We start from the raw sequence: 13,599 nt of genomic DNA on the forward strand, positions 1-13,599 counted from the left end.
TTTGCGGCAATCTCATGATGTTTTGGATGCGTTTGCTTACCCAATTTTACGAATATTTAACCCAAATATCAATATATTTACGGCAAAAATTTTACTTTTATTTTATTTATTTGCGCCAAATATACCAAGATGCTTAAGTCGATATATAGGCAAAATAAAAAACCTTGATCGCTCAAGGTTCTGCTGCCTGACTATAGAGGGCATACACATGCAAATTCGTTTCAGCATAACTTATATAGTTCCAACCATGCAAAGGAGGACCATTCATTGAACAAAAGCAAGGGTAATCCCGATCGCAACGGTCAAAATTCAAAAAAAACGGAAATTAGCGCCGCTCAGCTCACCTTAATTGCTGGAGCAGTCGTTACATTTGGTGATGTTTTGGCTACAATCGCAGGGGTGCTTGCTTTGGAAGAAGAACTTCAAGATGATGCTGAACAAACCGAGTATCTAAAAATGCAGGATGAAAAAATCGAAAGCATGCAAAAACAAATAGACGAGCTCACGCTGCAAATCAAAAACTTAACCAGAAGATGACTATAATAAACGATTGAACTCCACCGCGCCCAGCCATTCCGTCGCGATCAGCTCATGTCCGGCCGCTGTAGGATGTACGCCGTCATGAAGCCAATAGCTTGCATCCGCCATTGCAGCCGCATTGTCGAACGGCGCTTGCAATGGAACGAATACCGTACTGTACGAATTGGCTAGTTCGCGAACAACCCCTCCGTAATAATCAAGAAGTTTACGTCCTTCCTCCCACTTGTCCGCCATCAGCCCCGTCTGCAGCATAAACGGCTCACAGAGAACAAGCTTGGAATCCGGCATGATTTCCCTTGTCTCGTCAAGAAGATGCCGATATACTCTCTCAAATCGATCCGATGCTCCCGATGGTTGGCCGCTCATGATACGCCATGCGTCATTGACCCCAACCAGTATGCTAATAATGTCAGGCTTCAAGCTTATCGCATCCTCGTTCCAACGCGCATAAAGATCGGAGACGCGATTCCCTCCTACGCCACGGTTAATAACACGGCAGTTCGCTTCCGGAAACCGGTAGCCAAGCCTGCCTGCGATCAAATTCGCATATCCGTGCCCCAGATACGGATACGACTCCTCCGCTTTGTTCCGGTTCGCATCCGTTATGGAGTCGCCTTGAAACAATATGGTTAATCCTCTCTTCTCCAAGATTCTTAGCTCCTCTCGGTTCAACTTCAATTGACCCTGAATGCTTCCATATTATTTCAGCCCGCGTCATCCGTCTATGATCTATTATGAGCCAGATGTGATGCAAATGAGGGAATGCAAGCAACTCGATTCTGCGGCTAATTCTTATTCGCGAAAAAGGCTATAAGCTCCTTCGAAATCCGTTTTGCATCAAGCTTCTTCGTATGGCCAAGCCCTTTCTGACTGAGCAGCCGCGCATTAGGGAGCACTTGAACCAAAGCTTGCGCACCGTGGCGCAGCGAGATCGGACTCTCGGTCCCTTCGAGCACCAACGTCGGCATCGCGACCCCGCTCCATTGTTTGGCAGGAAGCGGATTGCCCTCGTTGTAGCCATCCAGCAACGCGGCATCATATGGCAGCGTGTGAGCAACGGCCATGAGCCTCGACCATACACCCGGAATGATACGCATCATACCGACAACAAATGAAGGAGCACCCATGCCCTTAGTCATAAAATAGTTAATCGCATCAGCCCGGCGATCAGCGGCAATGAGCTCCTTAACCTGCTTCGCAAAATCTTTTGGCGGCACGTAGCCTGCCGTATCAACGACAAAAGGCGGCTCATGCAGCACTAGCTTCTTCATGCTCACCCCGCTCGCCGCCGCCTGCAACGCAAGAACTGCCCCGGACGATAAGCCATATACATAGGCAGAACCTCCCGCTTCATCAATCAAAGTCTGTAGATCCTCAATCTCGCGCTCAATCGCATACGGCTGCGTGTCCCCGCTATCCCCGCGTCCCCGGCGATCGTAATTGTATACCGTGAACTGTTCAGACAGCAGATTCGCCAACTGCAGCTGCCCAGGAAATTTTCGATAACTGAACGCTCCTGCTACTAATATAAGCGCTGGACCATGCCCCGCCCTGTCATAAGCAATCCTCGTACCGTCTTTTGAAATGATCGTGTTCATATGGAATCCCCTCTCCAGCTTTCAAGCTTCTATTAAGTCGACGAACGAATAACGGTATAATCGACACATCATGAAAAGTTTTTTATAAAAAAACTCCGACAAGCGGTAGGCATGTCGGAGTTCTTGCTGTTGATAGGTGGCTTGTTATGAGCTGCCAGCCTATATCTTTTTGACAAATTCGGATTTCAACTTCATTTCGCCAAACCCGTCAATTTTACAATCGATATTATGATCGCCGTCGACCAAACGAATGCTCTTCACTTTCGTACCGATCTTCAACACGGATGAGCTGCCCTTAACTTTAAGGTCCTTAATAATGGATACGGAGTCGCCATCGTTCAGCACATTTCCGTTAGCGTCCTTCACAATCTTCGTATCTTCGCTCGTATCTTCTGCCGATTCTAGCGTCCACTCATGTGCGCATTCCGGGCAAACGAGAAGATTTCCGTCCTCGTATGTATATTCCGAATGGCATTTCGGGCAATTGGGCAAATCATTCATGATATCAATTCCTCCATCGCTGCAGTTCATTCAATGCTTCTATACTGCCATAGCGTTCAACTCTTGGCAAGCTGGATGGAGGCCAGGCACTAGCTCGTATGAGGTGTTGGATGCTGCTCGGTCACCGGGAGCTCCCCGCGGAGCATTCGATTAATATCGCCAGTTAGGCGCAAATAGAAATCCGACGACACTTCGACGCCGTCCGCGTCAAGCGTCAAGAAATAAGGACTGTCCGGCGCAAGCGTCGCGTTCACTGCCGCCTTCGCAATCGCCGTCGCTTCGTCATATTCATCGAACATCGCCACATAAGCCGTTTCGATCCCAAGACTTGCGACATTATAAGCTTGTCTCCACATGAAGTCGCCATGCAGCCTAGGGATTTGATTCGGCGGGCCTGCATGCAGATTCACCCAACAGAAGCCGGGCCACAGCACGGGCTGATAATCGATACTGTTCTCGCTCGTGAAGCTAACATCCTGCTCGATCGGGTCCGTCTTGAACTGATCGGCTTCTTCGAGTCCGTTGAACCGTCCGACAAGCCAAGGCGATATCATATGGAATCGGCGGTATGCATCGAGAAAATCAGGTTTCGAATCAACCGTGCTCGTTCGCCAATACGTCGGTACGCCGCCAATGACGTACATATTGCGCTCCTTGAACCATTCGATCAGTTCAGCAGACTCCTCTGCCGTTCCCGGCCGATCCGTGAAGCCCATTCCCCAGATGCATACGACCAGCTTGCCGTCCTGCTTCGCATAAGAGGAAGAGTCTGTTAATCGCAGGCTCCCGACGATGTTCGTCGTCCAATCATGCTTGATCGCATCTGTCCAGGTGTCTGCGTTCAAGCCCGAAGTGTCGTACATGACATAGAATTTACGGCCATGCTTCTCCGCCGCTCCCTTCACCTTCGCCGCTACACCGTCTCTGTTCGCCCGCCAAATATTCGGTTCATCGCTTGTGCTAGCCCCAAAGCGCTGCAGCGCAGCAACGTCGACACCGTATTCCCGCATCCATTCGAAATGCTTATCGATGGTCTGGTCGTCATAGGACGAGAATAGCCTAGCCGGTTCCCCGTTGCCGAGGCGCGGCAAATCGGTCTCGTACAGATGCTCGTATTCGCTTACATCGGGGTACAGGTCAAAGGTAAGGTTGCCAGTGTCATTCGGCGTCTCGCCTCTCCGTGACCAATGCACCCAACCGTCGAATGGCGACGGATCTCCCTTTGCGCTGAACCATCCTTGATACCCTGCCGTCAGCTTGCCGACAACATCCCCTGCAACACGTGCTTCATTAGGAATCAAACGCCTTGCACCTCCTGAATATGGCTTGCTTGTCTACTGACATATCCATATTCTTATAAGGGCGCCTCCTCGTATATGAGGGGATGTAGGCTTTTGCAGTCCAATCAATGCCTATTAAAGATTTTAAGTAGAACGATACCTAATCCTGTATACTGGAAATATACGCTTTAAAATTACATCCATTAATTTATGATTAAGGAGTACACGATGACCACGACGATGCTCAGAAAGCTTTTGTTCACCATGCTTGCGCTTTGTTTGATTGCAGCGGCAGTACCTGTTATTGTTGCCGCAAACGAAAGACCGATTCAATTGATTGTCAATAACGAGAGCAAAGGCGAGTTGGACGCTTATATCCAAAAAGGGGTTATGTATGTTGCGTTTCGCCCCTTTCTAAATGCGCTCGGCTATACGGTTCAATATAATTCTGCGGATAAGGAAGTCTCGAGCAACATAGACGGTAAAGAACTGATGTATGTTTTCGGGGAAGATTCCATTTACTTCGATGATGATGCTTTTTATTTACCTGTAACGGGTACTATTCTAAACGGACAAGTCTATCTCCCCATTCGTCAACTAAGCTATTTCACTAAATACAATGTTGATTATGACAAACAACAGCGCACTGTCACTATGGTGAAGTTTGGTTACGGTCAAGAGCTTGCCATACGGGAATTAGTTACGAAGTATTATTTGACGAATAGCCCGAAATTGCTCACGGATGATACCCTTATCTACTACAATCGCAATTTTGATTATGAGGCCGATGCAGCCCAATACATTAGTGAAATTCCGACCAGAAATTTTATCGTTAAGATTGACTATATCCATTACGCTTCCGATCATGAAGCGGAGCTTCAGGTTACGTATACCGATAACGATCAAGTACTAAACACTACAAATGTAACTTGGTACAGTATTCGATTTGAAAACGGGCAATGGAAAATTTATAGAGAAGTAGTGGTAGAGCTCCTTCACGAACTACCTCCCGACATAGATGAATCGGCAGCAGTAATCTTGGAACARCATAATAAAGAGCAGGCCTCAGTATTATCAGATATACATACTTACTATAAGGCTCATAACGAAGAAAATATTGAACTCGCGCTTCAGTATACATCGCCTTCTTTTATCGATCACTGGAATGCTTTCATGATCGACCATAGCACTTGGAGACAAAGCTTGGAGGCACATTATACCTACGCAGATGAAAGAGTAAAGCTGACCGACGAGCGCATCGTATTTCTCGGAGAGAAGGAAGCCGTCGTACACGGTATGCTCGAATGGAGTGAAACTGTGGAATGGGAAATGGAAGGCCCCTATGTGTATGAAGCCCTTATTTATTTGGATTATGCCAATGGACATTGGAATTACAGTTGGGATATGGAAATTGACAATTAATTTATGGTTTGCGTACCAATAAGTAACAGCAACAAACAAAAGGCAGCCTTGGCTGCCTTTTGTTTGTTGCTGACATCACGGTTACAGCGTCATTGCTTGCCCGTGCCTCTCCAAATATTGCTCCTTCTCCTTATAATCGGGCATTATGCTTCCTACTCGTCTCCAGAACGAGCGATCATGGTTCATATGCAGCAGATGGCATAGCTCATGGATGACGACATAATCGATGACCTCCATCGGCGCCATCGCCAATCGGTAATTGAAGGTCAAGTTCCGGTCAGAGCTGCAGCTTCCCCACTTGGTCGCCGATTCTACAATATCGAAAGCCTTCGGTTTTACTTTTAGCTGGGGCTGATAGATCTTGATGCGTTCGCCGATCACCTTCTTGATGCTTAGCATATAGAACTTCTTAAGCTTGATCTTCCGCTCTTCCTCGCTCAGCCCGTCTGTCTGTATTAGCTCATGGAGTTCGTAATAGCGGCCCAGGTGCAAAAACTTGCCCTCCTCATAATCTCTCGTCAGAGGCGTATTTCGCGCCGCTTCTATCGCATCCAGCTTATCCAGAATCGCTCGTCCATGACGTTTCACTGCCTGCATTAATTGTTCATCGCTTGTACCATTAGGGGCTTTAACCGTTATGTGCCCTAATGAATCCATTTGAATCGAGAACTTCGCTTTCGCTCCATATTGCACGTTAAAGGATATCGTTTGATTGTCGAATTGGATTTTCATGAACAACATCGTACCATGAAAAACACCGAAAGGTAAGGACCGGAGACGGTTGCCCATTAGCATCATCTCAAGGTAAACTATTGTCAATATATGCCGTCAAAACGGAGGATTCGATAACTTGAAGCATACCGAGATCCAGCGCCCGAAGAGCGGGCAAACATCTACAACGAAAAGGAACGGGGCCTCCCCCTTGCAGTTAAAGCCTTCCATGCTGGCACTCCAGCAGCAGATCGGCAATCAAGCTGTCTTGCAATTGATGGGGCCCAAGAAGCGCGCGCTCCAAGAAGACGTATATGAGGACGAAGAGGAAGAGGAAGAAGTCGCGGTCGATAAGCAGATCAAAAAACAGAAAAGCAATGCCGGTACGCCGATCCCAAAAGAGCAGCCTAAGCCGTCATCCGTTGATGTTGAAGAGGAGTCCGAGGAGTCTGATGAAGAAGAAGAAGAGGCGTCAGAATGGGAAGTGAAGCGCCCTAGCTTTACGACCGCCTCCAAGCGTGCCGCCTTCGCTTCGACGAATCGCGATCCGGGTTATCCGGTCAAGATCGGTGATTACCGCAAGCCGGGACTAGCGGAAATGAACGGAGCCATGCCGCACAGGATGTCTTATAACGATATTCGCAACAACGCCCTTAAACTGAGGGATGGTAAAGAAACAGCCACGGATTTCAACAGATGGACCGACCGTTTCATTACGGCCGGCAAGGAGAAAATCGACAAGCGCAAGCAAGAGCAAGTCGGCAAAGAGTCCGACAAAGAGTTAAAGCAACTGATCACCGACATGGAAAAGTCCCAAAAGTTGTTTATTATCACAAGGGACAAGCTTGCCTCGAACCCGAATGACAACGCTGTGTTCGAAGCTTTCATCAAGCAGGCCAACAGCTTCCACGCCAACGTACCGGATGTGGGCCCGCACTTCGGCGTCAACAATCCGGTGCAGGAAAACGCGCATATGCACGTGGAGACCGTCGAAGAACCGCAGACCGCGACAATGGACACGGGCGAAGAAGAGTCGGAAGAAATGACGGACACGACGCCTAAGCCTCCGAAGCTGACCCGCAGGCTCTCGATTATGAGCCGTCAAGTTCGCCGCATGTCGATCGGTCGGATCAGTGCTTTTCCATACGATGCGAAGGGTAATCTGATTACAACCGACGGATCAACCGTTAGCATGGACGATCTGCCTAAAGAGGACCGCGAAGCGATCGGGCAACATCCGAAGAAGACGGTGAAGGGCTATGATCCTAACTTCAAATTCGGGAATCAATAGTTGATGCCTGAGTTTGTCTACGCATTTGGAGGCAATACCATTTCGGTATTTCCTTCAAATGCACGATTATAGGTTTTGATCTGATCTATAGCATCTGCCACGCTATCTACGATATGGCTTGCTTGGTTCCTTATATCAACGTGGCTGCCGCTCATCGCGTAACTATGCTCCGTTAAGGCAAACATGGATAAATCGTTAAAAGAATCCCCAATGCAAGCAACTTCGTTTGGCTGCAATCCCAGCTTGCTGATCAGAACCGATAAGCCGATCCCTTTCGATACGTTTAGAGGCATGACATCCAGACAATCCTTGTCGGAAATGAACGTTTCTATTTTACCTGCGAACTGATCGTTCAATTCCGCCTTCAATCGGTATAATTCATCAATCTCGCCAAAGTAGGCGATCTTGCTGCATCTTAATTTGTCCTCTTTCAAATCTGCCTCCAAATCACCATGCTCGGTACCAGCGGTAAATATACGCGCTTCGTAAGGAAGCACGGCGTCCGTACGCTTCTTCATATAGTAGCTATCATCACTGCAGCTAACGAAATTCACAAATTGTTTATAGCCGCTTGTGGCTTGAAGAAGCCTGGAGGATACTTCTGGCTCAAAAACCGAGGATGCCATCAGCTCGGCGTCATGCGAATGCACCGTTGCGCCGTTCTGTCCTACCGCGTGATACCTATGGTTGAAATCATTCATCACGATCTTGATTTCGGAGTACATCCTTCCGGACGCAATGCACAATTGGAAACCTTCGTCGACTGCGGTTCTGACGGCTTCTCTGTCTCTGTTATTCATCTGACGCGCATGGTCTAACAACGTACCATCCAAATCACTAACAATCAGCTTAATCATCATTATCTACCTCCGAAACGACTAATAGTTCAACCTGGTGCTCAACAAGCTTTTCCATCATTTCGCTACTCGGCTTCTGGTCGGTAATCAGCAAATCAATCGATTCCAAGTCGGCAATTTTGAAAAACATTTGATCTCCGAACTTCGTATGATCGGCCAGTACAATGACTTGTCTTGCCCGTTTGATCATCTCCCGCTTCACAACGCCATCTTCCTCATGCGGATAAGACAAGCCATTAGCCGTAATTCCGCATGCGCCAAGAAATAATTTGTCGACCTGATAATCGGATAACTTATCAAGCGTGGATTGCCCGAATAAAAAACGATGCTGAGCATTTAGCTCCCCGCCTAGTAAATTGGTTCTTACCGCTTTTTTTCTAGACAGCACATCTGCGATATCGATCGAATTGGTCACGACAACGATATTTTCGGCAGATAAATGTTCCGCAGCGAATTGGACCGTGGTTRATGCATCCATCATCATGTAATCTCCGTCTTTCACAAGCGAAGCTGCAAAACGTCCAATTTCGCGTTTCACGTCCGATTCCCTCATCAAACGTTCTTTATATTCGTATACTTCCTTCGTTTTTTTGGGCAATACGGCCCCGCCGTGCGTACGGATGATGAGACCAAGCTCTTCCATCTTCAATAAATCCCGACGGGCGGTGTCGCGGGACACGTCGAATTTTTGGCATATTTCCTTAATATCAATGCGTTGATGTTGTTTCAAATGATCCATAATGGCGTTTATCCGCTCTTCTTGAAACATGCTGATTCCCTCCTTATTCATAATGCCATAAGCGGTTGTAAGTCATTATACATCATTCACTTAAAACATCGCAATTTTTTATCGTCTTTTGTGCATCAAAATTCAATTTCGAAGACGAATCAATAAAAAAGACAGCACCGAATTCTCGCTAACGAGTTCAGCACTGCCTAATATCTTCCTTAATGTAATTCCGACGGCTAGAGACTTTGCCACACAAATCCATGGCGGTAGAAGATGTACATCTGCAATAATTCAGCAGTAGCTGCATGCGGTTTTGTTGATTTGACCCATTTAAATAAACACTTTAAAAGCATTTATGGAACGACAGCATTCGAATACATGTCACTTATAACTTGAGGAATAGTAAAAAAGAAAAGCTCCGGCAAGCTTGAATGAGGCTTGCCGGAGCTTTTTGGCTTATTTTTCTTTAACAACGGTCGGAGACTTCTCCGTATTCTCTTCCTTCGGCGCGTATGTACGCTTGATGAAGAAGCTAATCACGAGTGCCAGAATGGCTAAGCATAAACCAATGAAGAAGGCGTCGTGCAAACCCGCCACCATCGATTGAAGTCCTTCGAGCGGCGAGGTTGGGTCCGAAGATGTTTTCATGTAATCTTTGGCTCCCGACGACATGATGCTGATGAACAAGGCTACGCCGATCGCGCCTGCCACCTGCTGCAGCGTATTCAGAATGGCGGTGCCATGCGGGTAAAGATGACGCGGCAGCTGATTCAAGCCGGTCGTCTGCGCCGGCATCATAACCAAAGACATGCCGAGCATCATGATGATGTGAATAAATACGATGCGGCCTTGCGTCCAATCGGATTGAATACCCATAAACATCCAAAGCGCGACGCACATAAGCGCAATACCGGGAATGACGAGCACTCTTGGACCGAATTTATCGAACAAAATACCAGATACCGGCGCCATAATCCCGTTGATGATACCTCCGGGCATTAATGCCAATCCCGATGCGAATGCGGTTAATAGCAGCACCTGCTGCATAAAGAGCGGCAGCATGATCATCGTCGAGAAGAGCGACATCATCATGACCAGCATCAATACAGTAACGAGTGAGAACATCGGATACTTGAAAGCCCGAAGATCCATGATCGGTTCCTTCGAAACGAGCTGTCTCCATACGAAGCAGATAAGGCTGATACCACCGGCAACCAAGCTCCACACCACAACCGGATCCGACCACGAACCACGTTCGCCTGCACTGCTGAATCCGTATACAATGCCTCCGAAGCCGATACACGATAGAAGAATGGATAAAATATCAATCCGCGGTTTCGTAAGGGTCGATACGTTTTTCATAAAAGCCCAGCCAAACGCTACCGAGAACACGGCGAGCGGAATGACCATGTAAAACAGCCAGCGCCATGATAGATGCTCAACGATTAATCCCGACAAGGTCGGGCCGATTACAGGGGCCGTCATGATGACGAGACCGATCATGCCCATTGCGCCGCCGCGTTTCTCCGGCGGGAAGATGATCAAAATGACGTTCATCATTACCGGCATCATCAATCCGGTGCCTAACGCCTGAACGACGCGTCCGACGAGCAGTACATCAAATATCGGAGCAACCGCACTGATGACTGTACCAATCAAAAATAGCACCATTGCCCCAATGAACATTTGTCTGGTCGTAAACCACTGCTGCAATAGAGCCGTTACCGGCACGAGCATGCCGACGACGAGCATATAGGCGGTTGCCAGCCATTGCACGGTCGAATCCGCAATATTGAATTCTTCCATCAGATCGGGAAATGCGATATTGAGCAGCGTCTCGTTCAAGATCGCGACGAAAGCCCCAATAATTAGCGCTGCGACGATCGGCCCTCGCTTGATGTTGCTGACATCGATCTCCGCAGCATTTTTCTCTTCACTACCGAAATTCAATCCAAACTCCCCCTTCAACTTTATCTGTCTTATTATATATCAAAGCTAGTCCAATTTTCACCATTCAGAATAACCCCGTTTCAAAAAAATAGCACCTATAATGTCCTATTCGAAACAGAAATACGCTTGAGCATTATGATAACAAATATCTTGCACGATCATCCCTAGCTGCTCTATATCATTGGGATACTCGCCTTTTTTGACCCATTCTCCGAGCAAGTTACACAGAATGCGCCTAAAATATTCATGACGGGTAAAAGACAGGAAGCTGCGCGAATCAGTCAGCATGCCAATGAAACGGCCGAGAAGCCCTAGTTCGGCTAGCGATTTCAGCTGAGCGATCATCCCCTCCTTCGTATCATTAAACCACCAGCCCGACCCAAACTGTATTTTTCCGGCAATGCCGCCACCCTGAAAATTGCCGATCATAGACCCGAGTACGTGATTTTGTGCCGGATTAAGCGAATACAGGATGGTCTTCGGAAGACCTCCTTCGCGTTCGATTGCATCCAGCAAACAGGACAACGGCTTGGCTATGGCACTRTCGTTAACCGAATCATAACCGGCATCAGGGCCCATCCGCTTAAATGCAGGCGTATTATTATTTCGAAGTACATTCATATGGTATTGCATCGACCAACCGCGTGCAGCGTACAAATTTCCCAAATAGACGAGAATAGCAGTTTTATAGAGCTTCTCTTCGTTTGGATCTATCTTTCCCCCTGCAAGCGACTTAGCAAAGATCGCCGCCGCGTCATCCTTGGTTCCGCCGACGAAGTGAACATCGTTTAATCCATGATCTGAGACTCGGCAACCGGCAGAATGAAAGAAGTCCACTCTGTTTTCAAGCGCCAAGAGTAGACCTTCATAGTCGAAGATGGCAATGCCTGAAGATCGTTCCAGCTTTCTGATCCATTCCAAAAAATGATCGCCGTTAATGTCAAGCCCCTTATCCGGACGAAAGGTTGGCAATACCTTCACATCAAAAGCAGGATCCTGCTTTAATTGGATATGATATTCCAGTGAATCCGTCGGATCGTCCGTCGTGCAGATGACTTGCACATTTGATTTTCGGATGAAATCTCTTGCACCAAGACTCTCCTCGGTGAGCAGCGCATTAGCTTTCTCCCAGATCATCGGAGCCGTATTAGCATTTAGTGTTTCTTTGATACCGAAATATCGATTCAGTTCTAGGTGAGTCCAATGGTACATGGGATTGCCGATCATCAATGGAACGGTTTCCGCAAAGGCAAGAAATTTGTCATAATCGGCAGCGTCCCCGGTTATCAGTCGTTCATCGATTCCGTTAGCCCTCATCAATCTCCATTTGTAATGATCCCCGGCTAACCAAACTTCCGTCATATTGCGATACTTCTTATTGTCATAAATCTCTTTTGGACTCAGATGGCAGTGATAATCAATTATTGGCATTTGTTTGGCGTATTCATGATACAAAGCAGCTGCTATTGGGGTGTCCAATAAAAAATCCTCATCCATAAATACTTTATCCATAGTCATCCTGCTCCTTTATTTTTCTGGTTCGCGATACTTTCCTAGAGCTCCATCAACCTAGCCAAACCTCAAATAGGCCTTCCGTTACCCCTAGATTGTACATATAGTAAAGTCCGAACAGGAAGCTCACCGTTCCGGCTATTCGGGCTAACGAGGTATTCCACGTTTTATTACGATTGCTGTATACGAACGGAATGCCCAATATAGTCGTAAAGACGAGCATTCCTGCGATTGTTCCTATTCCGAATACGAGTATATACAAGGCGCATTCCCATACGGACGATACCGTTGATAGGGTTAGGATCACCATCGCCGCGCTGCCAGCGAGGCCATGTATGAAACCGATGATCGTCACCTTCCATAATGAACCCTTTGCTTCGTTAGTAGATTTCGAGACTAAGCCCTTCTTTAGAATCAGGCTTTTCACACCTAAGTAAACGAGCATAATGCCTACCAAAAATTCTAGCGACATCGCCCATTTCTCCGACAAGTCCCCTTTCAGCAGGACGAGAACCATGCCGACGACGAACAATGTCGCAGTATGGCCGATTCCCCAAAAAACGCCCGTTAACGTCGAGCGCCAGAGCTTCTTGCTTTTTCCTACCATTGTGGATACTGCAATAATATGGTCGGGTTCAATGGAATGCTTGATTCCCAAAATAAAACCAACCATTAATGCGGAAAACAAACTCATAATCAAAATTCTGTACCTCCTAGAGGCGATGATCCTCTACAAATTAAACTTCTGCCTTGCGAACGGCATCATACACGCTCTTCAGCGGTATGCCATGCGTACTCGCGATATGCTTGCATTCCTCATATTCCGGGGCCCACTGGACGACGTCCCCGCCATAAATGCCTTTCTTGACCGTAACCGGCCCCCATTCCGTCTGAACACTGACAAATTCCCGCTCCAAACGATGAACGGACAACGGGTAATAACGAATGCCTAGAGTCGTTGTCTCGCGGAACAATATGTTTTTCATTTCGTCAATTTTGTGATCGGAACATAACAGTTGAAGCAGCGTGCCCGGCCTGTTCTTCTTCATGTAGATCGGCGTGTAGTAGACATCGTTAGCCCCTTGCTCAAAAAGCAAATCCATGACATAACCAAGCCACTCTCCAGGCATGTCGTCCAAGTTGACTTCCATCTTCACCATCTCGTTATCCGTATGCTCGTTCGGCGGCGGCAATTGCTTTCCCATCA

The 13,599-nt window shown here is 47.4% G+C and carries 14 protein-coding genes and 1 pseudogene; 4 read left to right on the top strand and 11 right to left on the bottom strand.

What is annotated here, in order from left to right; genetic code table 11:
• Positions 1 to 267 precede the first annotated feature (267 nt).
• Positions 268 to 537, top strand: coding sequence for a hypothetical protein (locus AB4Z33_RS08830; RefSeq protein WP_442049578.1), 270 nt, complete (start codon positions 268 to 270; stop codon positions 535 to 537).
• Here AB4Z33_RS08830 and AB4Z33_RS08835 read toward each other — a convergent pair whose 3' ends face one another.
• The 4 genes from AB4Z33_RS08835 to AB4Z33_RS08850 all read right to left on the bottom strand — a co-directional run bounded on the left by AB4Z33_RS08835 (position 538) and on the right by AB4Z33_RS08850 (position 3,940).
• Positions 538 to 1,188: an SGNH/GDSL hydrolase family protein gene (locus AB4Z33_RS08835; protein WP_442049579.1), complete on the bottom strand. Its 651-nt coding sequence runs from the start codon at positions 1,186 to 1,188 to the stop codon at positions 538 to 540.
• Positions 1,189 to 1,325: 137 nt separating this feature from the next.
• Positions 1,326 to 2,138, bottom strand: a complete 813-nt coding sequence (locus tag AB4Z33_RS08840) for an alpha/beta fold hydrolase (protein WP_442049580.1) — start codon at positions 2,136 to 2,138, stop codon at positions 1,326 to 1,328.
• Between the two features lie 159 nt (positions 2,139 to 2,297).
• Positions 2,298 to 2,639, bottom strand: a complete 342-nt coding sequence (locus AB4Z33_RS08845; RefSeq protein WP_442049581.1) for a zinc ribbon domain-containing protein YjdM — start codon at positions 2,637 to 2,639, stop codon at positions 2,298 to 2,300.
• Positions 2,640 to 2,728: 89 nt separating this feature from the next.
• Positions 2,729 to 3,940 carry a glycoside hydrolase family 71/99-like protein gene (locus tag AB4Z33_RS08850; RefSeq protein WP_442049582.1) on the bottom strand — a complete coding sequence of 404 codons (1,212 nt, stop codon included), beginning with the start codon at positions 3,938 to 3,940 and terminating at the stop codon, positions 2,729 to 2,731.
• A 207-nt stretch (positions 3,941 to 4,147) separates the two neighbouring features.
• On the opposite strand from AB4Z33_RS08850, the gene AB4Z33_RS08855 reads away from it, so the two are divergent.
• Positions 4,148 to 5,341 carry a stalk domain-containing protein gene (locus tag AB4Z33_RS08855; RefSeq protein WP_442049583.1) on the top strand — a complete coding sequence of 398 codons (1,194 nt, stop codon included), beginning with the start codon at positions 4,148 to 4,150 and terminating at the stop codon, positions 5,339 to 5,341.
• Between the two features lie 81 nt (positions 5,342 to 5,422).
• On the opposite strand, the gene AB4Z33_RS08860 is transcribed toward AB4Z33_RS08855, so the two are convergent.
• On the bottom strand, positions 5,423 to 6,073 hold the full coding sequence (locus tag AB4Z33_RS08860; protein WP_442049584.1) for a M48 family metallopeptidase: 651 nt from the start codon (positions 6,071 to 6,073) through the stop codon (positions 5,423 to 5,425).
• 118 nt (positions 6,074 to 6,191) lie between these two features.
• Here AB4Z33_RS08860 and AB4Z33_RS08865 point away from each other — a divergent pair, with 118 nt between their 5' ends.
• Positions 6,192 to 7,343, top strand: a complete 1,152-nt coding sequence (locus tag AB4Z33_RS08865; RefSeq protein ID WP_442049585.1) for a hypothetical protein — start codon at positions 6,192 to 6,194, stop codon at positions 7,341 to 7,343.
• Positions 7,344 to 7,360: 17 nt separating this feature from the next.
• Here the strand turns inward: AB4Z33_RS08865 and AB4Z33_RS08870 are convergent, their stop codons facing one another.
• Positions 7,361 to 8,203: an HAD family hydrolase gene (locus AB4Z33_RS08870; protein WP_442049586.1), complete on the bottom strand. Its 843-nt coding sequence runs from the start codon at positions 8,201 to 8,203 to the stop codon at positions 7,361 to 7,363.
• The gene (locus AB4Z33_RS08875; RefSeq protein ID WP_442049587.1) at positions 8,193 to 8,969 is read right to left on the bottom strand and encodes a DeoR/GlpR family DNA-binding transcription regulator; all 777 of its coding nucleotides are present in this window, start codon (positions 8,967 to 8,969) and stop codon (positions 8,193 to 8,195) included. Before AB4Z33_RS08875 ends, AB4Z33_RS08870 begins: the two co-directional genes overlap by 11 nt.
• Positions 8,970 to 9,221: 252 nt before the next feature.
• Here AB4Z33_RS08875 and AB4Z33_RS08880 point away from each other — a divergent pair.
• Positions 9,222 to 9,326, top strand: a pseudogene (locus AB4Z33_RS08880) (AraC family transcriptional regulator); the annotation flags it as partial.
• 60 nt (positions 9,327 to 9,386) lie between these two features.
• On the opposite strand, the gene AB4Z33_RS08885 reads toward AB4Z33_RS08880, so the two are convergent.
• The 4 genes from AB4Z33_RS08885 to larC form a co-directional block, all read right to left on the bottom strand.
• Entirely contained in the window at positions 9,387 to 10,844 is a 1,458-nt protein-coding gene (locus AB4Z33_RS08885; RefSeq protein ID WP_442049610.1) for a DHA2 family efflux MFS transporter permease subunit, read from the bottom strand.
• A 141-nt stretch (positions 10,845 to 10,985) separates the two neighbouring features.
• Positions 10,986 to 12,392, bottom strand: a complete 1,407-nt coding sequence (gene uxaC, locus AB4Z33_RS08890) for a glucuronate isomerase (protein WP_442049588.1) — start codon at positions 12,390 to 12,392, stop codon at positions 10,986 to 10,988.
• A 52-nt stretch (positions 12,393 to 12,444) separates the two neighbouring features.
• Entirely contained in the window at positions 12,445 to 13,092 is a 648-nt protein-coding gene (locus tag AB4Z33_RS08895) for an urease accessory protein UreH (protein WP_442049589.1), read from the bottom strand.
• Positions 13,093 to 13,129: 37 nt separating this feature from the next.
• A complete protein-coding gene (larC, locus tag AB4Z33_RS08900; RefSeq protein WP_442049590.1) occupies positions 13,130 to 13,597 on the bottom strand; it encodes a nickel insertion protein in 468 nt (155 codons plus the stop codon).
• Between the last annotated feature and the right edge of the window lie 2 nt (positions 13,598 to 13,599).

This window comes from Paenibacillus sp. 2TAB19 (genome assembly GCF_052115185.1).
Lineage (GTDB): Bacteria > Bacillota > Bacilli > Paenibacillales > Paenibacillaceae > Pristimantibacillus.

What these genes read in the sequence shown, in the direction of transcription:
- larC (WP_442049590.1), bottom strand. Translation starts at nt 13,597, where the DNA reads ATGGGAAAGCAATTGCCGCCGCCGAACGAGCATACGGATAACGAGATG.
- AB4Z33_RS08845 (WP_442049581.1), bottom strand. Translation starts at nt 2,639, where the DNA reads ATGAATGATTTGCCCAATTGCCCGAAATGCCATTCGGAATATACATAC.
- AB4Z33_RS08870 (WP_442049586.1), bottom strand. Translation starts at nt 8,203, where the DNA reads ATGATGATTAAGCTGATTGTTAGTGATTTGGATGGTACGTTGTTAGAC.
- AB4Z33_RS08860 (WP_442049584.1), bottom strand. Translation starts at nt 6,073, where the DNA reads ATGAAAATCCAATTCGACAATCAAACGATATCCTTTAACGTGCAATAT.
- AB4Z33_RS08840 (WP_442049580.1), bottom strand. Translation starts at nt 2,138, where the DNA reads ATGAACACGATCATTTCAAAAGACGGTACGAGGATTGCTTATGACAGG.